The 22,898-nt window shown below is 72.2% G+C and carries 25 protein-coding genes; 10 read left to right on the forward strand and 15 right to left on the reverse strand.

What is annotated here, in order from left to right; genetic code table 11:
• Positions 1-93: 93 nt before the first annotated feature.
• Together AB0O91_RS11490 and AB0O91_RS11495 are read left to right on the forward strand one after the other, a co-directional pair.
• Entirely contained in the window at positions 94-1,773 is a 1,680-nt protein-coding gene (locus tag AB0O91_RS11490; RefSeq protein WP_363430387.1) for a protein kinase, read from the forward strand.
• Positions 1,774-1,795: 22 nt separating this feature from the next.
• Complete coding sequence (locus AB0O91_RS11495) at positions 1,796-2,170, forward strand: VOC family protein (RefSeq protein WP_363430389.1); 375 nt, start codon at positions 1,796-1,798, stop codon at positions 2,168-2,170.
• 67 nt (positions 2,171-2,237) lie between these two features.
• Here the strand turns inward: AB0O91_RS11495 and AB0O91_RS11500 are convergent, their stop codons facing one another.
• The 11 genes from AB0O91_RS11500 to AB0O91_RS11550 form a co-directional block, all read right to left on the reverse strand.
• The gene (locus AB0O91_RS11500) at positions 2,238-3,326 is read right to left on the reverse strand and encodes an rRNA adenine N-6-methyltransferase family protein (RefSeq protein ID WP_363430391.1); all 1,089 of its coding nucleotides are present in this window, start codon (positions 3,324-3,326) and stop codon (positions 2,238-2,240) included.
• Between the two features lie 151 nt (positions 3,327-3,477).
• Entirely contained in the window at positions 3,478-3,816 is a 339-nt protein-coding gene (locus AB0O91_RS11505; protein ID WP_363430465.1) for a Scr1 family TA system antitoxin-like transcriptional regulator, read from the reverse strand.
• A complete protein-coding gene (locus tag AB0O91_RS11510) occupies positions 3,780-4,295 on the reverse strand; it encodes a DUF6879 family protein (protein WP_363430467.1) in 516 nt (171 codons plus the stop codon). Before AB0O91_RS11510 ends, AB0O91_RS11505 begins: the two co-directional genes overlap by 37 nt.
• A gap of 203 nt (positions 4,296-4,498) precedes the next feature.
• Positions 4,499-5,257, reverse strand: a complete 759-nt coding sequence (locus AB0O91_RS11515; RefSeq protein ID WP_363430393.1) for a hypothetical protein — start codon at positions 5,255-5,257, stop codon at positions 4,499-4,501.
• Positions 5,241-6,449 (reverse strand): hypothetical protein, encoded by a 1,209-nt coding sequence (locus tag AB0O91_RS11520; protein ID WP_363430395.1) that lies wholly within the window; start codon positions 6,447-6,449, stop codon positions 5,241-5,243. The genes AB0O91_RS11515 and AB0O91_RS11520 overlap by 17 nt, the downstream gene beginning before the upstream one ends.
• 91 nt (positions 6,450-6,540) lie before the next feature.
• Positions 6,541-6,732: a DUF397 domain-containing protein gene (locus AB0O91_RS11525; RefSeq protein ID WP_363430397.1), complete on the reverse strand. Its 192-nt coding sequence runs from the start codon at positions 6,730-6,732 to the stop codon at positions 6,541-6,543.
• A gap of 57 nt (positions 6,733-6,789) precedes the next feature.
• Complete coding sequence (locus AB0O91_RS11530) at positions 6,790-6,981, reverse strand: DUF397 domain-containing protein (protein ID WP_363430399.1); 192 nt, start codon at positions 6,979-6,981, stop codon at positions 6,790-6,792.
• A gap of 10 nt (positions 6,982-6,991) precedes the next feature.
• Entirely contained in the window at positions 6,992-7,840 is an 849-nt protein-coding gene (locus AB0O91_RS11535; protein ID WP_363430401.1) for a helix-turn-helix transcriptional regulator, read from the reverse strand.
• A gap of 371 nt (positions 7,841-8,211) precedes the next feature.
• Positions 8,212-8,736 (reverse strand): potassium channel family protein, encoded by a 525-nt coding sequence (locus AB0O91_RS11540; protein WP_363430403.1) that lies wholly within the window; start codon positions 8,734-8,736, stop codon positions 8,212-8,214.
• A 244-nt stretch (positions 8,737-8,980) separates the two neighbouring features.
• Positions 8,981-9,265: a Sec-independent protein translocase subunit TatA gene (gene tatA / locus AB0O91_RS11545; protein WP_363430405.1), complete on the reverse strand. Its 285-nt coding sequence runs from the start codon at positions 9,263-9,265 to the stop codon at positions 8,981-8,983.
• A 198-nt stretch (positions 9,266-9,463) separates the two neighbouring features.
• A complete protein-coding gene (locus AB0O91_RS11550; RefSeq protein WP_363430407.1) occupies positions 9,464-10,033 on the reverse strand; it encodes an isoprenylcysteine carboxylmethyltransferase family protein in 570 nt (189 codons plus the stop codon).
• A 266-nt stretch (positions 10,034-10,299) separates the two neighbouring features.
• Between AB0O91_RS11550 and AB0O91_RS11555 the strand changes: the two genes are divergently transcribed.
• Together AB0O91_RS11555 and AB0O91_RS11560 are read left to right on the forward strand one after the other, a co-directional pair.
• Entirely contained in the window at positions 10,300-10,581 is a 282-nt protein-coding gene (locus tag AB0O91_RS11555; RefSeq protein ID WP_363430409.1) for a type II toxin-antitoxin system Phd/YefM family antitoxin, read from the forward strand.
• A 5-nt stretch (positions 10,582-10,586) separates the two neighbouring features.
• Positions 10,587-10,865 carry a type II toxin-antitoxin system RelE/ParE family toxin gene (locus AB0O91_RS11560; protein WP_363430411.1) on the forward strand — a complete coding sequence of 93 codons (279 nt, stop codon included), beginning with the start codon at positions 10,587-10,589 and terminating at the stop codon, positions 10,863-10,865.
• Between the two features lie 106 nt (positions 10,866-10,971).
• Here AB0O91_RS11560 and AB0O91_RS11565 read toward each other — a convergent pair whose 3' ends face one another.
• A complete protein-coding gene (locus AB0O91_RS11565; protein ID WP_363430413.1) occupies positions 10,972-12,552 on the reverse strand; it encodes an MFS transporter in 1,581 nt (526 codons plus the stop codon).
• Between the two features lie 136 nt (positions 12,553-12,688).
• Here AB0O91_RS11565 and AB0O91_RS11570 point away from each other — a divergent pair, with 136 nt between their 5' ends.
• Positions 12,689-13,282 (forward strand): TetR/AcrR family transcriptional regulator, encoded by a 594-nt coding sequence (locus AB0O91_RS11570; protein WP_363430415.1) that lies wholly within the window; start codon positions 12,689-12,691, stop codon positions 13,280-13,282.
• A 64-nt stretch (positions 13,283-13,346) separates the two neighbouring features.
• Here AB0O91_RS11570 and AB0O91_RS11575 read toward each other — a convergent pair whose 3' ends face one another.
• Positions 13,347-13,664 carry a cupin gene (locus tag AB0O91_RS11575; RefSeq protein ID WP_363430417.1) on the reverse strand — a complete coding sequence of 106 codons (318 nt, stop codon included), beginning with the start codon at positions 13,662-13,664 and terminating at the stop codon, positions 13,347-13,349.
• A gap of 168 nt (positions 13,665-13,832) precedes the next feature.
• On the opposite strand from AB0O91_RS11575, the gene AB0O91_RS11580 reads away from it, so the two are divergent.
• A complete protein-coding gene (locus AB0O91_RS11580) occupies positions 13,833-14,099 on the forward strand; it encodes a hypothetical protein (protein ID WP_363430419.1) in 267 nt (88 codons plus the stop codon).
• A 48-nt stretch (positions 14,100-14,147) separates the two neighbouring features.
• Here AB0O91_RS11580 and AB0O91_RS11585 read toward each other — a convergent pair whose 3' ends face one another.
• Positions 14,148-15,305, reverse strand: coding sequence for an acyl-CoA dehydrogenase family protein (locus AB0O91_RS11585; protein WP_363430421.1), 1,158 nt, complete (start codon positions 15,303-15,305; stop codon positions 14,148-14,150).
• A gap of 209 nt (positions 15,306-15,514) precedes the next feature.
• Between AB0O91_RS11585 and AB0O91_RS11590 the strand changes: the two genes are divergently transcribed.
• A complete protein-coding gene (locus AB0O91_RS11590; RefSeq protein ID WP_363430423.1) occupies positions 15,515-16,756 on the forward strand; it encodes a TetR/AcrR family transcriptional regulator in 1,242 nt (413 codons plus the stop codon).
• A 122-nt stretch (positions 16,757-16,878) separates the two neighbouring features.
• Here the strand turns inward: AB0O91_RS11590 and AB0O91_RS11595 are convergent, their stop codons facing one another.
• Positions 16,879-17,202 carry a hypothetical protein gene (locus AB0O91_RS11595; protein WP_363430425.1) on the reverse strand — a complete coding sequence of 108 codons (324 nt, stop codon included), beginning with the start codon at positions 17,200-17,202 and terminating at the stop codon, positions 16,879-16,881.
• Between the two features lie 272 nt (positions 17,203-17,474).
• On the opposite strand from AB0O91_RS11595, the gene AB0O91_RS11600 reads away from it, so the two are divergent.
• The 3 genes from AB0O91_RS11600 to AB0O91_RS11610 all read left to right on the forward strand — a co-directional run bounded on the left by AB0O91_RS11600 (position 17,475) and on the right by AB0O91_RS11610 (position 22,777).
• A complete protein-coding gene (locus AB0O91_RS11600; protein ID WP_363430427.1) occupies positions 17,475-19,481 on the forward strand; it encodes an ATP-binding protein in 2,007 nt (668 codons plus the stop codon).
• A 115-nt stretch (positions 19,482-19,596) separates the two neighbouring features.
• Positions 19,597-21,954 carry a hypothetical protein gene (locus AB0O91_RS11605; protein WP_363430429.1) on the forward strand — a complete coding sequence of 786 codons (2,358 nt, stop codon included), beginning with the start codon at positions 19,597-19,599 and terminating at the stop codon, positions 21,952-21,954.
• Between the two features lie 169 nt (positions 21,955-22,123).
• On the forward strand, positions 22,124-22,777 hold the full coding sequence (locus AB0O91_RS11610; protein ID WP_363430431.1) for a VTT domain-containing protein: 654 nt from the start codon (positions 22,124-22,126) through the stop codon (positions 22,775-22,777).
• The last annotated feature ends 121 nt before the right edge of the window (positions 22,778-22,898 follow it).

Below are 22,898 nucleotides of genomic sequence, written 5' to 3' on the forward strand. Positions count from 1 at the left end.
ACCCCCGGCCATCCCCCAAGGGGAGGCGGCTATCGTGCACAGGTGCACGAGGCGGCCCGGGACCCCGGGCGCCGCACGTGAGGGGAGTTCCAGGTGATCGGACGGGCGCTGAACGGGCGTTACGAACTGGTCGAGATACTCGGCGTCGGCGGCATGGCCACCGTCTGGCGCGGGCTCGACCGCGTGCTGGGCCGCCAGGTGGCCGTGAAGGTCCTCAACGGGGGCCTCGCCGACGATCCCCGCTTCGCCGAGCGGTTCAGCCGGGAGGCGCAGCACGCCGCCATGCTGGTGCACCCGAGGATCGTCATGGTCTTCGACTCCGGCGTGGACCAGGGCACCCCGTTCATCGTCATGGAACTGGTGCACGGCCGCTCGCTCGCCGCCGTGCTGGCCCAGCAGCCGCAACTGCCGGTGGAGCGCGCGGTGGGCATCGCGGCGGCGGTCTGCGAGGCGCTGGCGGTGGCGCACGCGGCCGAACTGGTGCACCGGGACATCAAGCCCGGCAACATCATGATCACCGACGACGGCGGCGTGAAGGTGGTGGACTTCGGCATCGCCCGGGCCGGTTCGTCCAACAACCTGACCCAGACCGCGAGCGTGCTCGGTACGGCCGCCTACCTGTCGCCCGAGCAGGCCACCGCCTCCGCCCTGGACGGCCGCACCGACCTCTACGCGGTCGGCTGCGTGCTGACCGAAATGCTCACCGGCGAGACCCCGTTCACGGCCGAGACCCCGGTGGCGATCGCCTTCAAGCACGTCAGCGAGCAGCCGCTGCCGCCGTCCGTCCGGCGCCCCGGGCTGCCGCCCGCGCTGGACGCGGTGGTGCTGCGCCTGCTCGCCAAGAACCCGGCCCACCGGCCGGCCGACGCCACCGCGGCACGGGCCGAACTGCTCTCCACCGTCCCGGGGTTGGCCGTCGGCGACCCGACCGCGGAGCTGCTCGCCACGGCCGCCGCGACGCAGCTGCTGCCGCCCGTGGCCCCGCTGCACCCGCACCAGCAGGCGTACCTGGGGCACCCCGACCAGCAGCACACCACCCTGCTCCCGCCCCAGGCACCGGCCCCGGCGCCCACCTCGGTGATGGCCCCCCTGCCCGCCATGCCGCCCGGCATGTCACCCGGCATGTCACCCGCCGGGCCGCCCACCGGCCCGCGTTCCGGCCGGCAGGCGGCCGCCCCGGCCCGGAGCCGACGCCGCAAGCCCCTCGTCCTCGGCGCCCTGGGGGTCGTCGGCCTCGCCGGGATCACCGCCCTGGCCGTCACCGCCTTCGACGAGCCGGCCGGCAACGCCGCGGCTCCGGCCACCAAGAAGGCGGCCGCGCCCGCCGTCTCCTCGGCCGCCCCGCCCGCCCCCACGACGGCCCCCACCCGGGCTCCCTCCCAGGCCCCCACCCAGGCCTCGGCCGCCCCCACGGCCGCCCCCACGTCCCCGACCGCGCTGCCCACCGCGGCCGCCACCCAGGGCGTCCCGCGCAACCAGCCCGCCGCGCTCCAGGTGCAGTCCTTCCGGCAGGCGGTCGCCCAGGCGCCGATCACCAAGGAGCGGGACAAGCAGGCCGACCTGCTGCGGACCCTGGACGACGTCGCGGCGAGGCTCAACGAGGGCAGCCCCGACGACGCCGCGCAGGAACTCCGGGGCGCCCAGAAGACCATCAAGGACCTGGGCAGGAAGCACGCCATCGACGTGCCCACGTACGCCAACTGGAACGCCCGCCTGTCCGCGCTGTACGCGACGCTCCACACCGCGGCCGACTTCCAGCAGGACGACTACTGACCGATTCCGCCACAATGGCGGGATGCTGACGATCGGTTCCCTCGTCCTCGGTGTCTCCGACATGCCGCGTGCCGTCGCCTTCTGGACGGCCGCCCTCGGCTACGTCCCGCGCGGCGGCCCGGTCGAGGACGACTGGACGGTCCTCGAACCCGCTCCCGGCCGGGCCGGCGTCCAACTCGCCCTGGGCCTCAGCGAGTCTCCGGTCCAGGAGTACCCGCGCGTCCACCTGGACCTCTACGCCGGGGACGCCGCCGCCCAGGCCGCCGAGGTCGCGCGCCTGCTCGCCCTCGGTGCGCGGGACGTCGCCTGGGACCGCTACCCGGAGGACCCGGACTTCGTGGTCCTGGCGGACCCGGACGGCAATCGCTTCTGCGTCATCGACACCAGCCGCGCCTGAATGCACAGGGGTTGTCCACAGCCTGTGGACAACCCCTGTGCATTGCGGGCCCGTAGAAGCAGCCGGATCAGGCCAGGACGTTCCCCGGCTCGTCCAGCCACGGCAGGTGCTCGCCCGCCACCGTCACGGTCATCCCGAACCGGGTGAGGCCGGGCCTCCCGCAGTGCACCCACCGGTCGTGCGCCGCCGTCACCTCGTCCCACAGGCGGCGCGGGCCCGACCGCGACACGGCGTGCCGACCGTCCCGGTCCGCCAGGCGGCAGTGGGCGTACGACTCCCCGTCCCAGACCTCGGTCCGGCCGGTGCCGAACCGGTCGTATCCGGCCCGGACGGTCCGGCGGAACAGCTCCGGCATCCACAGGCCGACGGCGAAGGCGGCGTCGGTCTGCTCGGCCACGGCGGCGGGGTCCATGCGGGAGGGGCCGTACCGGACGTCCTCGACCTCGAACTCCCCGCTGTCTGGCCGCTGGTCGCGCACCCACATGAACGACACGTCCTCGACGAACGGGCCGGTCGCCGACCGCCCGTCCTCGGCCACCGTGAGCCGCAGCAGCGCCCCGTTGCAGAACGGCGTCCCGTACGGCGCCAGGATCACCCCACCGGGGGCCGTCTGCTCGATGATCGCCGACGGCAGCCGCCGCACCGCCGCCGTGACCTGCACCCGGTCGAAGGGAGCCCCCTCGGCGTGGCCGAGCATCCCGTCCCCGGCCAGCACGGTCGGCCGGAGCCCGGCCGCGCGCAGCCGGTCCCACGCCCGGCCCGCGAGCCCGGGATCCACCTCGACACTGGTCACCCCGTCGTCGCCGGTGCGCCGGGACAGCAGCGCGGTCGTCCACCCCGTCCCGGTGCCCACCTCCAACACCCGCATGCCCGCGGAGAGATCGAGGTGCCGGAGCATCTGCGCGACCACCGTCGGCATCGAGCTGGACGACGACGGCGTCCCGGTCCCCTCATACACCTGCGTCACCAGCGGAAGGTCGGACGTCACCAACTCGTCCCAGCGCCGCGGCTGTTCGCCCCGGTCGACCCACGCGCCGTCATCGAGGACCCGATCCGGGGTGAACAACTCCCGCGGAGTGCCCCGGAAGACCTTCTCCCAGTCACCCGACAGCGCCCCGCTCCGGAGAAGCCCGTCGGTCAGTCCATCCCAGGTCATGAATTCCCCTACGGCTTGGACGGCTTGGGAAGATTCGTCGGCGCCGCGTCCCGCTGCCCGTCCTGCGGCGCGGTGTCCGGCTTCCCGGAGTGGCTCCCGCCACAGAATAGGAGGGTTCCGGAGAGGCGCTCAACGGTATTCCCGATGTCGACTAAAGATCTCGATAACGGTCCGCCCACTCGCCCAGTTTGGTGCGGGAATCCTCGCCGAACAGGGCGAAATCCTCGAACATTGCGAAGATCTCACGATAGTGCAGGACATCCCGCGGATCCCGGAACACTATGCGGCCCGTCAACGACTCCATGGTGACCAGGCGGTCGTCGTACACCGTGAACGTGTTCATCGGCCCCCGAGTGAGGGGCGTCCCCTGCGGAATCACTCCGATGCGGACCGCCGGCAGATGGGAGAGCGACGAGAGCCGGTCGATCTGGACGGCCAGGGCGGGCGGTGGAATCAGCGCCCCTTCACGTACTCCTCGAAGGGCACCGATTCGGCGATTGCGATCCGCTGGTACTCGAGGTAGGGGCCGATGTCGCCCTCGAAGACGGTGCGGTCGATCTGCGTTCCGTCGGGGAGGTAGTTCATGAGCACGACCTCCCTCTTGTCGAACATCCAGTAGTCGGTGACGCCGGCCAACGGGTTGGGGCGATCGGTGAGGTCCATGATGCGGATGTCCTCCCCGGCCCAGGTGTGGGGCAGGTAGTACATGAACTCGTAGCGGAGGTACTCGGACAGCGGGCGCGTGACGATGTGCACGCGTCCCTTCACCTTCCCCTCCTGTCGCACACGCCGGAGGTCCTCCGTGTAACTGTTGGAATGCGCGTGCGGGTCGATCCGCTCGCCGATTCGGAACGCCCGCAACTCGTCTTCCTCCTGCGGGACGTTGTAGGCCGGGAGGGTCTCAAGCCGCCATGCTTCGGTCGAGAAGTCGCGGAACCTGGCCTGCCAGGTCTCGCCATCCAGGCGCAAGGCTGCCTTGCTCATCTCAACTCCCGAAGCATCAGTACATGGTGGACCAGGTGTGCGTGACGTTGGAGACCTGTCCAGCAGTTGTCCACGGCACCCGGAAGGTATTCCCGTATCCGACTAAAGATCAGCCCGAGGCGCCTTTCCCGGTGAGAAGGCCCGTGCGCAGGAAGTCGGCCCGCCCGACTTCCTGCGCACGGGACGGGTCAGACGGGCGGGAGCAGGTCGCTTCCGCTGATGGTGTACGTCAGTTCGGGGTAGCTGAAGTCCGTCTCGTCGTTCTCGCGGCGCCGCAGCCGGTAGAACTCGCGGCTCTGTTCGTCGTCGGCCCGCCGGAGGCGCGCGCCCAGCGGAAGACGGGCGTGTCCGTCGTGAAAGCGGATGAGGGTCTTGGACGTTCGGAACGTCACGCCGAGCCACTGGTTGTCCGCCGCCTCAGCGGGCCCGTCCAGGATGATCCGGTGCCTGTGCCGACGGTTGGCGTCGACGGAGAAGACGACGACGCCGTGGTGGGCGAGGGGGATCTCGAACGTGTCGCGGCCGGGCCCCTTGGCTTCGACGATGAGCTTCCTCGACGGGCCCGCTGCGGGATGCCGGTAGCAGGAGAAGACGGCGATGGACGAGTCCTCGGCCAGGTCGAGGGCCTGGTCGGAGTGGCCGCCCATGGTGCGGTAGGCGTTGGTGTAGGTCTCGACGAGGGCGTTGTTGAAGCCGGTCGGGAGCCCCGCGTGCTCCTGGATCCGTTGCGCCAACTGCTCGTGGACCGGCCGGAAGCGCTGCGTCGGGTTGCCGTAGCGGGTGGTGGTGCGGACGAGGGGCACGCCGCCGTCCTCGCCGACCCTGGCGAGGACGGCGCCCTGTCGGCCCTTCCCGACGTCCTCCCAACTGGTCGCCGCGGAGAGCCCGGTGAAGAGGTTCTGCTCGAACGGGACGGTGAGGGAAAGGAATTCAGGCGCGGGGCGCAAGGTAGTCCCCCGTGTTCATGCTGAAGCGGAAGCGGTCGCCGTAGTCGATGGAGGAGGTGGTCCTGTTCTCCTCGGCGTACAGCCCGCGCAGTTCGTCCAGGCCTGCCTGGGTGGGCGGTTCCAGCGGTACCAGTCCATCGGTGAGTTGGAGGAAGGTGCGGCCGGCCCGGTGGACGGCCTCGGTGTTCGAGCAGCGCACCACGTATCCGAGGCGGGTCGGCAGGAGTTCGGCGTCCAGCATCGAGGAGCGGATCTCGTGGGTGTAGAGGCGGTTGGTGGACAGCGGCATGAAGAACACGGACCCGGGATGGAGGGGCACGGTGAACTGTGCGGGCAGCGCGGTGTCGTGGGGGGCCGCGGTCGGGTCCTTGCGGCGGAAGTGGAGCTTGGTCAGGCCGCTGACCCCCTTGAGGCCGTGGTCGAAGGGGTCTTCGGCCAGCGGCTGGAGTTTGTCGAGCCGGTCGTAGAAGGTGCAGAAGGCCATGACGCCGTTGGCGGGCATGTCCTTGGTCTTGTCGGCGTGGGCCGAGATCTTGGCCTTGGACTGCTTGCGCCCGGGGGCGGCAGGGGTGTTGTGGTAGATCTGCGCGAGGACGTGGTTCAGCGGGGCGTGGCCCTGGAAGACGGTGGCGGCCTCGCGGTTCAGGGCATCGACGACGGCGGTGTCGGTCGGGCGGAAGCCCTCGGTCGGGCCGGAGAGGTTCGTGGAGCACCGGAGCAGGTGGAAGCGCAGGTCGTCGCCGTCGCGGGTGACGGGGGTGAGGTAGATGCCGCTGCGGTGCGCGGTCCCGGGCTTGGTGGACTCGGTGAGTGACTGGAACTCGTGCTCCGCGCCGATCCGGCCGAAGTGGTCGGCGCCGGGGTCGAAGAAACGGCGGTAGTGGACGCCGACGCCGTGGACACGGACGGGCACCCGGCCGAGGCCGACGAGCGGCCAGGGCGAGTCGGCGGCGTAGCCGTGCGAGAGCTCCCGGACGACGAAGACCCGGGCGGCGGCGTGGAGGTGGCGCGGGTCGATCGCCGACAGGTCGCCGCACAGGTAGACGGTCTTCCCGGCGAGGTCGGGTGGGCCGGAGGCGAGGCCTTCCGGGGTGATGGTGGTCCCGAAGAAGTCCTCGATCGGTGGTGAGGACGCCACCAGGAGGTTGCTGTTGCCGTCGATGCGGGCTTCTGCTGGAGCTGGTGCGTGCATCGAACGGTACCCCCGGGTGCGTGGTGACTTTCGAGGAATTATGACTGCGCAGGAAGTCGGACGGGCCGACTTCCTGCGCGAGGGAGTGCTGTTAGGCGTGGTGGTCGAATTCGCCGGCCTTGAGCCCGTGGAGGAGGGCAGCAAGGGCGGCGGGGGTGGTGCGGAGGATGGTGCCGCCTTCGTCGGACTCGCGGAGTTCGACCGCCCCGTCGGCTGTGCGGACCTCCACACACTCGTTGTTCGCGGCGCTGTAGCTGGACTTCTGCCACGCGGTGTCGGTCATCTGGGCTCCATCGGGGAGTTTTCGGCTCCTAGCGCAGTTGGGGCGAAGGGCTGGGGTTCAGGCGTGGTGGTCGAATTCGCCGGCCTTGAGCCCGTGGAGGAGGGCAGCAAGGGCGGTGGGGGTGGTGCGGAGGATGAGGTGGCCTGTGTCGGACTCGCGGAGTTCGACCGCCCCGTCGGCCCTACGGACCTCCATGCAGTTCTCGCTGGAGCCACTGAAGGTGGACTTCTGCCACTCGGTGTCGGTCATCGTGGGCCTTTCACAGGTTTCGAGCGATCTTGCGAATCAAATCGCGCGAACCACTCTCACTCAGGGCGAGTGATTCGGTCTGTTCGAAGATGGATCGATAGCTGGTGAGCTCGCTGATCGCGTCGAGGTGCACGGAGTCGTATGACGACTCCCGCTCGACCGTGTCCAGCTCTGGGATCGCGCCGAACGAGTAGGTGAGGTTCTCGACGGCTCCGGGAAAGGTCTCGATGTCGAAGGGAACGACTCGGATGGTCATCCAGGGCAGCTCGGAGTCTTCGAGCAGCGAGGCGAATTGTTCCTTGAGGATCTGGCTTCCACCGAAGCGGGTCCACAGCACCGACTCGTAGATGAAGGCCGTGAGCGGCTTCGGATTGCGCCGCAGGTCGGCCTTGCGCTGCATCCTGAACGCTGTGCGTGCCTCCAACTCGTGGCGGGGGAGCGGAGGGAAGACTCGTCCGAAGACTGCCGAGGCGTAGGCGATGGTCTGGCAGGGGCCGGGCATGTGGGTGAGGACCCAGAGCATGAGTTCGCGGGAGGCCCTCTCCAGCTCCGCGTTCTCGAGGTTGCCGTCCGGGACGGTCCCTCGATACTCCTCCCACCAGCCCTTCGAACGATCCTGGACCATGCCTTCCAGGGCGTCGATCAAGGGCTCGTTCATGCACTTGCAGGCTGCGGCGAAGGAGCGGAGCCGCTCCGGGCTGACGCCGATCTTGCCCGATTCCACCTGGCTGATCTGAGTCCTGTCGATGCCGAGTGCTCTGCTCAGCGTGGAGGTCGACAGGCCCGCAGCCTCCCGCATCTTTCGAAGCTCGGCGCCGATCCGGCGTTGACGGAGTGTCGGGTTCGGTCGTGGCGGCATGGGGCCCTTCCTTGCGGTGTGCCTCAAGTCTGCCGTGCCGCTCGGGCGTGGGTCCACCTGGAGCGGGCGGTAGCACGTGGGAGTGAACGTATCCGATTTCTGTTAGACCCGTAATACGGGGGCTGTATGGTCTGTGGCATATCGATCCGACGGATCGTCAATAGTGAGTGCTCCGAAGGATCTCCACCCCACCTCGCGCCGGGAGATCTCCCATGCGTCAGTGCAACACGCCCACCCTCGCCCTCGCGATCGCGATCGTCGCCCTGGGCGTCGTCACCGCCCTCAAGGCGGCGCCACCGGACGAGGACGACTGACCGACTGCGGACGTGCGGCGGGTCGCGTGCACAGACCCGCCGTGCCGCACAGCGCACTCACCCCTGTCGATGGATCCGCTTCTCCACGTTCCCCCGGATCGCCCGCGATGCCGTCCCGGCCGCCGCCGCGATGAACACGAAGTTGTACCCGATCTGCAGCACCACCACGAGCCGCGCCGCCTGCCCCGCGGGCGTGATGTCCCCGTACCCGACGGTCGCCAGCGTCACGACGGTGAAGTACAGCGCGTCCAGCCGCGTCTCCAGCCCGGCGAACTCCGCCTTGTGCGCGCCCAGCACGTAGTACGTCGTCGAGAAGATCGTCACCGCCAGCCAGATCAGGAACGCCAGCCAGAACACCGGCCGTTTCGCCGTCCCCCGGATCAGCCCCGCGATCTTGCCCAGCAGCAGCCCGCTCAGCCCGGTCAGCGCTCCCGCGAACAGCGACCAGCTCAGCAGCGGCCGCCGGGCGCCAAGCCACTCCAGGGGCAGCGTGAAGTACAGGACCATCAGCACCGCGAACGCGCCCAGCAGCCAGAGCCAGGCGCGCGTGTCGACGGGTGGTGGTGGCGCGTTCTCGGACATCCCGCCCAGCCTGCCCCGCCCGACCCCCTCCCGCCCGCCGACGACGACCGTCCGGGGCAACCGTCCGGGGCAACCCTCCTGGGCAACCGTCCGAGGCGGCCGTCGGACCCGTCGGACCCGTCGATCCCACCCGCAGACCGCAGCAGGTGCCCCCGGACGCAGTTGAGCCCCCGGTGGCGATCCACCGGGGGCTCAACAGGGACTACACGAGACCCGACTCCTGGGAGCCGGCTGCTCGGACGACTCAGGCGGTCGTCTCGGGGCGCTTCGCCTCCGCGGCCGTCGTCACGTGGGTCGGCGTGACGGCCGGGCGGTCGGCGGGCTGCGGCTGCGGGGCAGCCGTGCTCTGCGCGGTGCCGGCGTCGGCCGAGGGGTCGTCCTCGCGCATCGCCTTGGTCTCCGCCTTCAGAATGCGCATCGACTTACCGAGGCCGCGCGCCATCTCCGGCAGCTTCTTCGATCCGAACAGCAGGACTACGACCGCCAGCACCACCAAGATGTGCCAGGGCTCAAGACCGTTCCGCAGCATCCCTGGCCACCGGTCCCTTCTTGTCTAGAGTCACGGGAGGGCGCGAGCGCCCATGCTCGCCAGTATGCCTGGCCCTCACGCCGAACGGATACACCGGTCGGGAAACGCTGGCCGAAAACCAGGTGCTGTTCGAGCGGACCGCGAGTGGCGTGGGCTTTCCGGTGGCCTGGCTCACACCCCTGGGTGACGTCGGTGCGATCAGTAGACGAACGGCACGAGGCGCTTGGATTCCCGCTGGTACCGGGCGTACGCCGGGCCGAACGCCGCCAGCAGCAGCCGCTCCTCGGCGGCGATCCGCCAGCCGTACGCGCCGAGCAGCAGCGCCGCGACCACCAGGGCCGCCGCCCAGCCGGCCGCGCCGAGCGCGTAGCCGGTCCAGACCAGCAGGCTGCCGGCGTACCCGGGGTGGCGGATCAGCCGGTACGGGCCGTTGCGGACCACCTCCTGGGTGTCCACGGTGCGCAGGGTGCGGGTGTAGAAGCGGCCCAGGGTCCGCATGCCCCAGGCCCGCAGGGCCAGCCCGGCGACCACCGCGGCGACCCCGAACCAACCCGCCCAGAGCGGCAGTTCCCCGACCGAGCCGCGGGCGAACAGCACCACGGCCAGGACTGACGCCGCATAGCAGGAGAGCAGCAGCCGGGTCGAGCCGCGGTCGCGGTCGTCCGCGCGCCAGGTGCCGGCCGCGGCGTCCTCCCGGCGGCGCAGCAGCAGCTCGTAGCCGATCCAGCAGAGCAGTCCGAGCAGGGAGAGGAGGGCGGGTGCGGACATGGGGCGACTCCTGACGGTCGTGGGTACCCCTCCACGGTCCTCCGGTCGGGCCACCGCGGCACGCACCCGGAGGTGGACGTCCCCGCGTCCACCCCCGGGTGGACCGTCGCGCGGGCCCGTCCACGGGGCGCCGTCGAGCGGTGAACGACCGTGAACGACCCTGGGCGGACGGCTGCGAAGCGGCTGCTGGGGTCGCCCGCCCGGCAGCCGGGCGGGCGGACGGCCAGTCGGATATGCAACAGATGTACAACTGCTACATTGATGGCATGAGTGAGCCAGTGATCGAGTCGATGGCCGAGGTGCGGAGTCACCTCGCGGACGTGATCGACCGGGCGCGTCGCGAAGAGACCCCGACGATCATCACCAGGCGCGGCAAGCACGAAGCCGTGGTGATCGACATCGCCGAGTACCAGCGCCTCAAGGAGCTGGCGGAGCGGGCCGAGGACGAGTGGCTGAACCGTCTGGCCGACGAGGCCGAGGACGAAGGACTGGAGGGCTCCGTCTCCCTGGAGGAAATGGCCGCCATGATTCGCGACCACCACGGCTGACCGCGATGGGGTACGTCACGCGATTCACCTCGGGGGCCCAGCGCGAGCTCCTCAAGGTGTCGCAATCGGACGCGGTCCGGATCCTTCAACGGCTCACCGAACTGCAGCGCGCACTGGACTTCGGCGACACGTCGGCACTCGACATCAAGGCTCTCAAAGGACACGCGGCTCGGTGGCGGCTGAGGGTCGGGGACTACCGGGTCGTCTACACCGTGGAGAACGGGGCCCTGATCGTCTGGGTCCTGTCGGTGGGGAACCGCCGCGACGTCTACCGGGGCCTGTAGGTCCAGCTGTTCCGGAGCGGCGGAGAGCCCCCGCCCGAGGGTTCGGGCGGGGGCTCTCGATGACTCGCGTGGATCGGGGCGGTCGGCCGTCGCGGGCCGGGGCCGGTCAGGCGGCGGCGGGCTCCGCGGCCGGCTCCGGGGTGACCGGAGCGGCGGCCGGAGCGGCGGCGGGGAGGTGGCGCAGGAGGCGGTAGGCGAGCAGGGCCGCGCCGAGGGCGAAGACCAGGCCGACGGCGGCGGCGACGTGCAGGCCGTCCGTGAAGGCGCTGCGGGTGACCTCCAGCAGGTCCGGGCCGAGCCGGCCGGGCAGGTGGGCCGCGACGGAGACCGCGCCGCCGAGGGTGTCCTGCGCGGTGTGGGCCGCGGCGCCGTCGAGGCCCGCCGGGAGGGCGCGGTCCAGCCGGTGGTGGTAGACGGCGGCGCCGGCCGCCCCCAGCAGGGCGATGCCGAGCGAGCTGCCGAGTTCGACGGCGGTCTCGGAGGTGGCGGAGGCGGCGCCGGCCTGCTCGGCGGGGGCGGCGGAGACGACCATCTCGGCCGTCATGGTCATGGTGCCGACGGTGCCGGCGGCCAGCACGCCCGCCGCGACGAGGATGAGCGCCAGCGGTGAGTGCGGGCCGACCAGGGTCATCATCGCGAAGCCCGTCGCGCCGATCACGAAGCCGCCGCCCATCAGGGCCGCCGGGCGGACCTTGCCGGCCAGGGCCGAGCTGGTCCCGACCGCGGCGCCGACGCCGACGCTCGGCACCAGCGACCAGAGCGAGGCGGTGAACGGGCTCATGCCCTTGACCAGCTGCAGGTACTGCGAGGTGAAGAGGGTGAAGCCCATCATCGCGAACATCGCCAGGGTGTTGACGCTGATCGCCCCGCTGAAGGTGCGGATCCGGAACAGGCTGAGGTCGAGCAGCGGGTCGGCGGCGGTGCGCTGGCGCCACACGAAGGCGCCGGCCGTCAGCAGCCCGGCCGCGGTGGCGAGGGCGGGCAGCGGGCTCCAGCCGTCGACGGCGAGGGTCTTGACGCCGTAGACCAGCGGCAGGATCGCGGCGAGCGAGAGCGCGGCGCCGAGCAGGTCGAAGCGGCGGGTGCGGCCGGGCTCGGCGGCGACGCGGTACTCGGGCAGCAGCACGGGGGCGGTGAGCAGCACCACGACCATCACCGGGACGGCGACCAGGAAGGCGGAGCCCCACCAGTAGTGGTCGAGCAGCAGCCCGCCGGCGACCGGGCCGAGGGTGGCCCCGGCGGTGAGGACGCCGCCCCAGGCGCCGAGGGCGATCTGCCGCTGCTTGGGGTCGTCGAACATGTTGCGGATCAGCGCGAGGGTCGAGGGCATCACGGTCGCCCCGGCGGCGCCGAGCAGGGCGCGGGCGGCGATCAGCTGTTCGGCGCTGCCGGACCAGGCGGCCAGCAGCGAGGCGCCGGTGAAGCCCGCGGCACCGATCATCAGCAGCCGGCGGCGGCCGATCCGGTCGCCCAGCGCGCCCATGGTGATGAGCAGCCCGGCCAGCAGGAACGAGTACATGTCCATGATCCACAGCTGCTGGGTGCCGCTGGGTGCCAGCTCGGTGGAGATGTACGGGACGGCGAAGAACAGCACGCCCATGTCCATCGAGAGGACGAGCGTCGGGAGCAGGAGGACGGCCAGGCCGGTCCATTCGCGACGGCCTGCGCGGCCGGTGGTTGCGGTCATGGGGAAGACAGTACGGATGTGTCAGACGCTTGTCTAGTACGAGCGTCCAAAACATTCGTGCCAGACATAAGTGTCAGACATCAGTGCCAGACGTACGTGCAAGACATTTGTGCAGACCTTCCGTAGGATCGGCTGCATGGGAAACCGCGAAGACCTGATGGCCGGCGCCAAGCGCTGTCTGTACGAGAAGGGCTACGGCCGCACCACGGCGCGCGACATCGCGACGGCCTCGGGGGTCAGCCTGGCCGCGATCGGCTACCACTTCGGCTCGAAGGACGCGCTGCTCAACGCCGCGATGATCGAGGCGATCGGCGAGATGGGCGAGGCCCTGGGGGCCGTCGTGTACGGCGCCAACCAGGTGTCGGCGGATCCGGAGGTGCGGTTCGCGGCCGTCTGGAACGGCCTCCGGGACGTGTTCGTCGAGCACCGCGGGCTCTGGGCGGCCCAGTTCGAGGCGCTCGCCCAGGCCGGGCACAACCCCGAGCTGGCCCGCGCCTTCGAGGAGGCGCAGAAGGAGGGCCGGCTCGGGCTCGCCGCGGTCTTCCAGGGGGTGGCCGAGGTCCCGGACACCGAGGAGGAGCTCGCCCGCGGCACCTTCTACCAGATCCTGCTGGCCGGTTACGTCGCCCAGTGGCTGGCCGCGCCCGAGCTGGCCCCGAACGGGTTCGAGTTCCTCCGCGGGCTCCGGCTGGTCAGCGGCACCGTGCTGGGCACCCCCGACGCGCCGTGACGACGACCCGTAGCAACGCGCCGTAGCAACGTGCCGTGGCGACGGCGCGTCCCGCGACGGCGCCCTACGCCGTGACCACGGTCAGCAGCACCACCGAGTCGACGTGCGCCACCAGCCCGTGCCGCTCCTGCGGTACGGGCTCCAGCGCGCCGGCGGCCAGCTCCAGCCGGCGCCCGGTGATGGTCAACGAGACCCGCCCGCGCAGCACCTGGACGCTCCCGGCGGCCGGCGGGGCGTGCTCGTCCAGCGCGGTGCCGGCGGTCAGCGCGATCACGGTCTGCCGCAGCACCCCGTCGTGCAGCACCAGGTGGGCGCTGCGCCCGTGCGGGCTCTCGGCCGCCCGGGCGGAATGCTCCACGGCGAGCCGTTCGAGATCGGGCATCGCGCCGCCTCCTCCTCGGGCCGTGTGCCCAGGTTCGCGGACGCACCGGCGAGCCGCACCCGGAGGGCGCCCGTCGGACTGTCGGAGGCCGTCCGGCGAACTCCCGGGGCGCCCCCGGAGCGGCCCGTCCGACGTGCAGCCCCCGCGGACTGCCCGCATCGTGGAGGCATGGCGATCAACCAGAAGATCTTCAACGGGCTCCAGGTCAACCGCTCGCTGCTGGCCGGCGGCGTGGTGCTGACCGGCATCGGCTCGGTGCTCGGCGCGGCCGGGGCGGCGCTGGTCTGCGCGGCACTGTTCACCGCGGGCCGCGACTGGGTGCGCAGCATGGAGACCGCGCCGACCACGCTCGCCCAGCGGGCCCTGCACGAGGCGAAGGTGGCCTCCTCGGCCGGCTGGGAGGCCTGGCGCGCGGAGCACGGCTCTCCCAACTGAGCCTCCCCGCAGACCCCGAGGCCCTGAACCCGCTAGCCCCCGCAGCCCCTACAGCCCCAGCGACTTGGCGATGATGCTGCGCATGACCTCGCTGGTGCCGCCGTAGATCCGGAACACCCGGTTGTCGGTGTAGAGCCGGGCGATCGGGTACTCCAGGATGTAGCCGTAACCACCGTGCAGCTGAAGGCACTTGTCGATCACGGTGGACGCCGACTCGGTGCAGAACAGCTTCACGGCGGCCGCGTCCGCGACGCTCAACTCGCCGTTCTGGTACAGCTCCAGCGCCCGGTCCACCATGGACTGCTGGGCCAGCACCTGGGACTGGCAGTCGGCCAGGGTGAACTTGGTGTTCTGGAACTCGGCCACCGCCTTGCCGAACACCTTGCGGTCCTTGACGTACTGCACCGCGAACCGCACCGCCGCCGCGGCCGCCGCGTACGCGCCGACGGCGATCGCCAGCCGCTCCTGCACCAGGTTGTGGGTCAGGTAGGAGAAGGCCTTGCCCTCCTCGCCGAGCAGGTCCTCCACCGGCACCTTGACGTCGCTGAACGCCAACTCGGCGGTGTCCGAGGTGCGCAGGCCGATCTTCTGGAGCTTGCGCCCGACCGAGTAGCCCGCCGAGGTGGTGTCGACGCACAGGATGGAGAGCCCGGCCCGGCGGTTCTCCGGGTCGTACGGCGCGGTGCGGCAGACCACCAGGACCAGGTCGGCCAGCACCCCGCCGGTGATGAAGGTCTTGGCGCCGTTGAGGACGTAGTGGGTGCCGTCCTCGGAGAGCCGGGCGGTGGTGGAGATGCCCGCGAGGTCGGAGCCGGCGCCCGGCTCGGTCATCGCGATCGCGGTCATGATGTCGCCGGAGACGAAGCCGGGCAGCCAGCGCCGCTTCTGCTCCTCGTTCGCGTACTCCAGCAGGTACGGCAGCACCAGCCCGGTGTGCACCCCGGAGGAGCCGAAGCTCACGCCCGCCCGGGCGGTCTCCTCGGCGATCACCGCCTGGTACTTGAACCCGCTCTCGCCCGCGCCGCCGTACTCCTCCGGCACCTCGATGCCGTAGACCCCGAGTTCGCCGAGCTGGCGGTAGAAGTCGCGGGGCGGGTGGCCGTCCGCCTCCCAGCTCTCGTAGACCGGGACGACCTCGTTGGCGATGAAGTCCCGGATGGTCTCCCGGAAGGCCTCGTGGTCCTCGTTGAACACGGTGCGGCGCACGGCGGCGCTCCCTTCGACGGTGCCGGCCGGCGGGCCGGCGGCGGCGGAACGTACCAGGTGGTGGCCCGACAAGTTAATCCCGGGTAGCCTCGACTGTCCAGCGTCCGAGGGCCCGGAGATCCTGCTCGGCAGGGCCGTGAAGTGAATCCTTGCTAGCCTGCGGGCGGGCTCGGCAGGAGTGCGGGGACGAAGCCGGAGGGAGGCGCGCCATGGTGGTCCGACGGCCGCCCGACCGGCGCGCCCAGATCCTCGCCGTGGCGGCCGAGTGCTTCCACCGCAGCGGCTACCACCAGGTCTCGATGACCGAGGTGGCCGCCGGGGTCGGCATCACCGCGCCCGCCCTCTACCGGCACTTCCGGGGCAAGCCCGAACTGCTCGACCGCGCCGTCCGGGCCGGACTGGAGACGCTCTCCGAGAGCCTGCGCACGGTCGACGGCACCACCGAACTCGCCTCCGCCCTGGCCGCGGTGGCGGTCGGCCACCGTCCGCTCGGCACCCTGGTGCAGCGCGACGCCCGGCTGCTGCCACCGGCCCGCCGGGCCGCACTGCGCCGCGAACTCCGGTCGGACGTCGCCCTGATGACCGCCGTGCTGTGCGCCGAACGGCCGGAACTCGGGCTGCCGGATGCCGAGTTGCTCTGCTGGTCGGCGCTCTCCGGCTGCGCCGGACTGTCCTACCAGTCGGCCGTGCCGCAGCCCCGCCGGGCGGAGGCGCTGCTGCGCGAACTGGTCACGGCCGTCCTCGCGGTCGACCTGACCGGCCCGAGCGCCGGCCCGAGCACCGGCCCGAGTGCCCGTACGAGCGTCGGCCCGAGTGCCGGCCCGGGACCGGCCGGGTCGCCGGTCTCGCCGCCCAGGCCGCAGGCGCGCCGGGAGGAACTGCTCGCGGCGGCCGTCCGGTTGTTCCACCGGCGCGGCTTCGACAACGTCAGCACGGACCAGCTCGGTGCCGCCGTCGGCATCTCCGGCCCCAGCGTCTACCGGCACTTCGACAGCAAGGCGCACCTGCTCGCCGCCTCCCTGGTGCGCAGCCGGGAGCGGCTCTGGCACGAGGTGGACGGTGCGATCGGGACCGCGGCCGACCCGCCGGCCGCGCTGGCGGCCGGGCTCGGCGCGTACGTCGACTTCGCGTTGCGCAACGGCGACTACCTCGGCGCGATGCTCAGCGAGACGGAGCGGCTGGCCCCGCCGGACCGCCGGGCCGCGGTGGACTTCCGGCGCGACTTCCTGCGCACCTGGGTCGGTCTGCTGCGGCAGGTGCGCCCGGAGGACGACGCGGTGGCCGCCCGGACCCGGGTGCACGCGCTGTTCTCACTGGTCAACGACGGGGTGCGGAACGCCCCGCACAGCGCCAGGCCCGACCTCGGGGACTGCCTGCGGCGGATCGGCCGGGCGGCCCTGGGGGTTCCGGGGTTGCCGGAACCGCCCGCCCCGCCCGCCCCGCAGCAGTAGCGGAGGCGGCAACGCGCCGGGCCGGGCGCCCGCCCCGTGTCGAACGGGAGCGGGCGCCCGGCCCGTGGGGGTGGCCGCCACCGGGGGAGACCCGGTGGCGGACCGGCTGCCGGGAGCGGCTGCTAGTAGAGGACGTGCGGGTAGTAGACCCGGGCGTCGAAGTTGCCGTTGCCCTGCACGGCGCCGATGGTGCCGGCGTTGCCGGCCGCGGCGAGCCCGTTGTTCTGGTTGCTCGCACCCGAACCGGTGGCGGTCTGCTGGGTGTTGACCACGTTGCCGTGGACCGAGCCGATGACGTTGCCGGAGCCGACGTTGCTCACGACGCTGCTGTTGGAGTGGTCGAGAGCGCCGGCGTCGTTGTCGGCGTGCGCGGTGGCGGCACCGAGGCCGACCAGGAGGAAGGCCCCGAGGGCGGTGACGGCGGCGGCTGCGCGGATACGGGACACGATGGTCTCCCTGAACTGGAAGTGCGAATGTGGCGCGATCCGGAGTGGCCGCTCCGTGGCGCCGTTGCCTGACGTCGCACGACCAGCATTCACCAGTGACGCGGGCGAACTCCACCAAATGGGTGGCATTTCCCTCGATGGTGGGGGACCGGTCAATTCCAGTTGACCAGAATCCGTCATTTCGTCAGGCGGGCTCCCGCTGTGGGTGCCGAGAAGACTGATACATAGAAAGAAATGGTCGACGGATTGTCGCACTGGCACACTGAGGACCCATGTCTGAAGGTGCCCCGACCGAACCCACTCCCGCCGAGCCCACGCCGGCCGACGACCTGCGCACCACCGAGGTCGACCTCGGTGGCCTGGTGAACGTCCTCGCCACCCACCTCTACTCCACGCCCCTGGTCGCGCTGCGCGAACTCGTCCAGAACGCCCACGACTCGCACACCCGGCGGCTCCTGGAGGACCCGGACGGCGAACACCGGCCGCGGATCAGGGTGCGCGCCGACTCCGCCCGGCGGACCGTCGCCATCGAGGACACCGGAGCCGGCCTCACCGAACCCGAGATCCACGCCTACCTCGCCACCGTCGGCACCGGCTACACCCGGATGCTGCGCGAACTGACCGGCAACCAGGAGCTGATCGGCGCCTTCGGCCTGGGCTTCCTGTCCGCCTTCTCGGTCGCCGACGAGGTGACCGTCACCACCACCTCGCACCGCGAACCCCGGCTCGGCCACCGCTACCGCAGTCGCGGCGGCGAGCAGTACCAGGTCGAGCCGGTGCCCGCCCGCCCGGAGCCCGGCACCGTCGTCGAGTTGGCGCTCAAGACCGAGCACGCCCACCTCGCCGACGAGCAGGCGCTGCGCGAAATCCTCGGCCGCTACTGTGTGTTGCTGCCGATCCCGGTCTTCGTCGGCGAGGACACCGAGCCCGTCAACGCCGTCCGGGTGCCCTGGCGTCAGCAGGACCCCGGGGACCAGTACGCCGCCCGGATGGCCTTCGCCACCGCCTTCGGCCGCCGCTTCGAGCCGCTCACCGCCTTCCCCGTCCAGCCGGCCACCGGCGGGACCGGCCCCGGCACCGGCACCCACACCGCCACCGGCACCCACACCGCCACGGACGCCGGCGCCACCGACGCGATCGGCCTGCTCTGGGTCCAGGACGGCGGCACCTACGGCAGCAGCGACAACCGCGACCTCGCCGTCTACCTGCGCGGCATGCTGCTCGCCGAGGACGCCCGCGACCTGCTGCCCAGCTGGGCCGGGTTCATCGGCGGCGTGATCGAGTCCAACCGGCTCACCCCCACCGCCAGCCGCGAGGACCTCCAGCGCGACGAGCACTACCGCGCGCTCCAGCAGGCCCTGGTCCAGGCCATCGTCGACGGCCTGTACGAGACCGCCCGGCTGCGGCCCGCCGCCTGGCGCCGCATCCTCACCCGGCACGGCCAGGACCTGCTGGGCGCCGCGCTCTGCGACGAGCGGCTGTTCACCCTGCTCGCCGACGACGTCCCGGTGCCCACCTCGCAGGGCGACCTCACGGCCGGCGGCCTGCGGGCGGCCGGCGGCGGGGCGGTGCACGTCGCGCTCGGCAGCGGGGGCGGCTTCGAGGAGATGCTGTACCGGGCGATGCGGGTGCCGATCGCCCGCGGCGACCGCTACGCCGTCCTGCCGTTCCTGCGCCGCTACGCCCAGCTGCGCGGCTGCCGGCTGGTCGAGCTCGGCAGCGAGCAGGGCAACCGCGAGCTGTTCCGCGACCCGGAGCGCCCGCTGCCGCCGGAGGAGGCGGCCTGGCTGTCCGGCGCCCTCGCCGACGAGGGCGAACAGCTCGTCCCGGCCCGCTTCGACCCGCCCGGCCTGCCGCTCGTCCTGGTGCCGGACCGCGAGGCCGAGTTGAAGGCCCGGATCGAGGACGACCAGGCCGACGCCCGGATCCCGTCCGCCGCGCTGCGGCTGGCCCGGGCCTTCACCGCCCGCACCGACGGCCGGGTCAAGGCCCGGCTCTACCTCAACCTGGACTGCCCGGCGGTGCGGGACCTGCTGGCCGCCTACCGCGCCGGGCACACCGGCAGCGCCACCGCGGCCGGGCTGCTCCGCTCGCTCAAGGTGATCATGGCGGCGGCCTCCACCGGCCCCGCCGAGGGCGACCTCGGGGCCGCGCTGGCCGGCATCGGCACCGCCGTCTCCGCGCTGACCGCCGCCGTCCCGGCCGGCCTGCCGGACGTCCCGGACAGCCCGGGGGCGCTCCCCGGCGATCTCCCCGGGGACCTCCCCGGGGAAGCGTGACCGCCGCCGTCCCGGCCCGCCCGCCGGTTCGCCCGGGCCGCCCGGACCGCTCGGAGGACGGACTGTCAGTGGTCCGCGATAGACCATCCATCAGCACGACGCAGGGGGAACGACCATGACCACCGACATCTGGGCCTGGGTGCGCGACACCCACCAGCAGCTCCACGAGTCCGGCCACGTACGACTGGCCGAGGCCATCTACGAGCTGCCCGAGCACGCCACCGAGGGCCGCAACGAGCAGCTCGACGCGGCCTACCCGGAGGCCGTCGCCTCCGCCCGCGCCCTCGGCCTGCCCTGGGTCGAGGTCTACCTGCGGCACTGGCGGATGCAGAACCTGCTGAACAAGCGCCAGCAGGGCGAGTCGGTGATGCCCGAGGTGGTCGACCTGCTGGAGTTCGCCCACCGGGAGGAGACGGCCGGCTGTCCGCAGTCCGTCTGCGTGGTGCAGGACTTCGCGATCTGCCACGCCCGGGTCGACGGCCCCGGGTACGTCCAGGAGCGCCTGGAGGTGGTCGGCGAGACGCTGGACCGGATCGAGCCCGGCCGGGCCTGCTTCGACTGCCTCTCCCGCGAGTACTCCGACGCCCTGGAGGACGACGACCGCGCCGCCGACGCGCTCGCCCACCTGGACACCGCCGCCGCCCGGATGCAGGCCGCCGGGCAGCCGGTCTCGCTCCGCTTCCACCGCGCCCGGGCCGGCACCCTGCACCTGCTGGGCCGGCACGAGGAGGTGCTCGCCCTGCTGGACACCAGCGAGCGGACGGCCCGGGCCCGGAACGAGGACCTCGACGAGAGCGACCGCCGCTGGGGCGCCCTGCTGCGCGCCCGCGCGCTCGCCTCGCTCGGCCGGACGGCGGAGGCGCTCGAACTGCTGCCCGCGCGGGCCGAGGCCGAACGCCACGCCGACCTGCGCGAGGCCTGGACGCGCACGGTCGAACTGCTGGTCGCGGCCGGAGCCCTGGAGAACGACGCCGAGCTGGGCGCCGCAGTGGCCCGCTGGGTCGGCTACCTGGACGGCACCGGCTCGCACCGCCCCTGCGTGGACCTGTTGCTGGCGGCCGGCCGGCTGGCGCTCGCCCGCGGCGCCCGCACGGTGGCCCTCACGCTCGCCGCCACCGGGGAGCGCAAGCTCACCCGACTGCGCCGCACGGAGGGCGTGGCCGGGGAGGTCGCCGCCCTGCGCGCGGCCGCGGAGGCGCTCCCGGTACCCGGGCTGCCCGTCCCGCCCGGCGCGCTGGCGGCGCACCTGGCCGAGGCCGAGGTGCCGGTCGAGACCGCCGCCGACCTGCTCTCCGCCGCCCTGGACGGGTACCGGGGCGAGCCGGCCGGCGCCACCGAGCTGGCCGTGCTGCTGGCCAACGTGCTCGGCGGCCTCGGCCACGCCCGGGCCGCCGCCGACCTGCTCTGGCAGCGGCTGGAGGCCGACCCGGGCAGCCAGGCGCTGGTCGGCACCCTCGGCCAGGCCCTGATCGAGGCCGGGGACGCCGAGGGGGTCCGTCGCCTCGCCGACCGGCTGGCCGCCACCTCCCCCTCCGACGGGCACTGGATACGCGCCCGCTGGGCCGCCGCCGAGGGCCGCTGGGCCGAGGTGCTGGAGCAGTGCGGGGCGATCCTGGCGCTGGAGGCGAACCGGATCAACACCCGTCGGCTGGCCGCGACCGCCGCCACCGAGCTGGGCGACCACGCGACCGCGCAGCGGCTCTACCAGGAGCTGCTGGAGCACGCCCTGCCCGCCGAGGAGGCGGGGGAGGAGGAGCGGCACCGGACGGTCCAGGAGCCCGATCTCTGGCACCTGATCACCGCGGCCAGCGCCAACCGGGACTGGGCCGTGGTCCGCTCCACCGGTGCCCTGATCGGCATCGAGTTCGACGAGCCCGAGGGGCCGGTGGACGAGGAGTGGCAGCTGATCACCGTCCGGGCCACCCGCGCCAACGGCTCGCCGGTCGACCTGCCCGCCGTCCGGACGGGCCCGGCCACCGCCCGGATCCTCCCGGTGCTGGGGCCGGACCTCACGTTCAACCACGGCGACGTGGTGGTCTTTGCCCCGGCCCTGCTGGAGCGCCCGCCCGCGGAGGACGCCACCGAGCAGGAGCGGGCCGCCTGGCGCCCGGCCTTCGCGCCGCTGACCCTGCTCGACCCGGCCGGCTACACCACCTACTGGATCGACGGCGCCTGGCCGGGCGACGAGACCTGGTCCGGCTTCCGGGACGCCCTGCGGGAGGCCGGCTACGCGCTCTGGACGTACAGCGGGGAGCAGTACCGGGTCACCGACCCGGCGGAGGAGGGCGAGGACCTGGCCGGCATCTACGCCGCCCTCGGCGTCCCGCCGACCGCGTCGGCCCGGACGGCCGACGCGCTGCTGCAGCGGCTCACCGCCGACTGGACGCACCCGCTCGCCTGGCTCGACCTGGCCGAGGCGGCGGAGGCGGACCTCGACCCGCACCGGGAGGTGGTCGAGCGCTACGGCCTCTGAGCGGTTCGACCCGGGCGGTCCGACCCGGACGGGTCCGATCAGGGCGGTTCGACCCGGGCGGTTCCCCGGCCGCAGGTGCCGGTCGGGGAACCATCCCGCACCCTGGCGAGTCTTTGTCATTGCTTTACCCTTGCATTGCCAAGACTCGACCTCCAGGAGCGCCCGCACCGTGACCAGCCTCGCCCTCGGCCCGTCCTGGCTCGATCCGACCACGCTGATCTCCACCTTCGGCCTGATCGGCATCCTGGCGATCGTCTTCGCCGAGTCCGGCCTCCTGATCGGCTTCTTCCTCCCCGGTGACTCGCTGCTGTTCACCACCGGCCTGCTGGTGGCCGGTGGCACCTACCTGCACCAGCCGCTCTGGCTGGTCTGCACGCTGATCGTGCTGGCCGCGATCGCCGGGGACCAGGTCGGCTACCTGTTCGGCCGCAAGGTCGGACCGAGCCTGTTCCGCCGCCCCGACTCCAAGGTCTTCAAGCAGGAGAACGTCGAGAAGGCCGCCGCCTTCTTCGACCGGCACGGCCCCAAGGCGATCGTGCTGGCCCGCTTCGTACCGATCGTGCGCACCTTCACCCCGATCGTCGCCGGGGTGAGCAGGATGAACTACCGCAGCTTCGTGGTCTTCAACGTGGTCGGCGGCGTGCTGTGGGGCGCCGGGGTCACGGTGCTGGGCTACTTCCTCGGGCAGATCCCCTTCGTCCGGGACAACATCGAGGCCATCCTGGTCGGCATCGTGCTGGTCTCGGTGGTCCCGGTGGTGGTCGAACTGCTCCGGGCCCGCCGCTCCGGAGCGGGCTCCACCGCAGGCCACCGCGCCGGGTAGGCGCCCGGGGGGCGGCACCGTGCGACGTCCCGTACATGTGCGTCCGGCTGTTCGATCAGGCAAGGTGTAACCCGAGATCGAACGGTGGCCGGCGGCCGCCAGGGGTGGCAAGGAGTGGAAG

The sequence above is a fragment of the Kitasatospora sp. NPDC089797 genome, from assembly GCF_040684795.1.
In the GTDB taxonomy this organism is placed as follows: domain Bacteria; phylum Actinomycetota; class Actinomycetes; order Streptomycetales; family Streptomycetaceae; genus Kitasatospora.

Excerpts from the sequence above, each read along its gene's own strand:
- AB0O91_RS11495 (WP_363430389.1), top strand. The coding sequence starts at position 1,796 with ATGCTGACGATCGGTTCCCTCGTCCTCGGTGTCTCCGACATGCCGCGT.
- AB0O91_RS11500 (WP_363430391.1), bottom strand. The coding sequence starts at position 3,326 with ATGACCTGGGATGGACTGACCGACGGGCTTCTCCGGAGCGGGGCGCTG.
- AB0O91_RS11520 (WP_363430395.1), bottom strand. The coding sequence starts at position 6,449 with ATGCACGCACCAGCTCCAGCAGAAGCCCGCATCGACGGCAACAGCAAC.
- AB0O91_RS11525 (WP_363430397.1), bottom strand. The coding sequence starts at position 6,732 with ATGACCGACACCGCGTGGCAGAAGTCCAGCTACAGCGCCGCGAACAAC.
- AB0O91_RS11530 (WP_363430399.1), bottom strand. The coding sequence starts at position 6,981 with ATGACCGACACCGAGTGGCAGAAGTCCACCTTCAGTGGCTCCAGCGAG.
- AB0O91_RS11535 (WP_363430401.1), bottom strand. The coding sequence starts at position 7,840 with ATGCCGCCACGACCGAACCCGACACTCCGTCAACGCCGGATCGGCGCC.
- AB0O91_RS11540 (WP_363430403.1), bottom strand. The coding sequence starts at position 8,736 with ATGTCCGAGAACGCGCCACCACCACCCGTCGACACGCGCGCCTGGCTC.
- tatA (WP_363430405.1), bottom strand. The coding sequence starts at position 9,265 with ATGCTGCGGAACGGTCTTGAGCCCTGGCACATCTTGGTGGTGCTGGCG.
- AB0O91_RS11550 (WP_363430407.1), bottom strand. The coding sequence starts at position 10,033 with ATGTCCGCACCCGCCCTCCTCTCCCTGCTCGGACTGCTCTGCTGGATC.
- AB0O91_RS11555 (WP_363430409.1), top strand. The coding sequence starts at position 10,300 with ATGAGTGAGCCAGTGATCGAGTCGATGGCCGAGGTGCGGAGTCACCTC.
- AB0O91_RS11560 (WP_363430411.1), top strand. The coding sequence starts at position 10,587 with ATGGGGTACGTCACGCGATTCACCTCGGGGGCCCAGCGCGAGCTCCTC.
- AB0O91_RS11565 (WP_363430413.1), bottom strand. The coding sequence starts at position 12,552 with ATGACCGCAACCACCGGCCGCGCAGGCCGTCGCGAATGGACCGGCCTG.
- AB0O91_RS11570 (WP_363430415.1), top strand. The coding sequence starts at position 12,689 with ATGGGAAACCGCGAAGACCTGATGGCCGGCGCCAAGCGCTGTCTGTAC.
- AB0O91_RS11575 (WP_363430417.1), bottom strand. The coding sequence starts at position 13,664 with ATGCCCGATCTCGAACGGCTCGCCGTGGAGCATTCCGCCCGGGCGGCC.
- AB0O91_RS11580 (WP_363430419.1), top strand. The coding sequence starts at position 13,833 with ATGGCGATCAACCAGAAGATCTTCAACGGGCTCCAGGTCAACCGCTCG.
- AB0O91_RS11590 (WP_363430423.1), top strand. The coding sequence starts at position 15,515 with ATGGTGGTCCGACGGCCGCCCGACCGGCGCGCCCAGATCCTCGCCGTG.
- AB0O91_RS11600 (WP_363430427.1), top strand. The coding sequence starts at position 17,475 with ATGTCTGAAGGTGCCCCGACCGAACCCACTCCCGCCGAGCCCACGCCG.
- AB0O91_RS11605 (WP_363430429.1), top strand. The coding sequence starts at position 19,597 with ATGACCACCGACATCTGGGCCTGGGTGCGCGACACCCACCAGCAGCTC.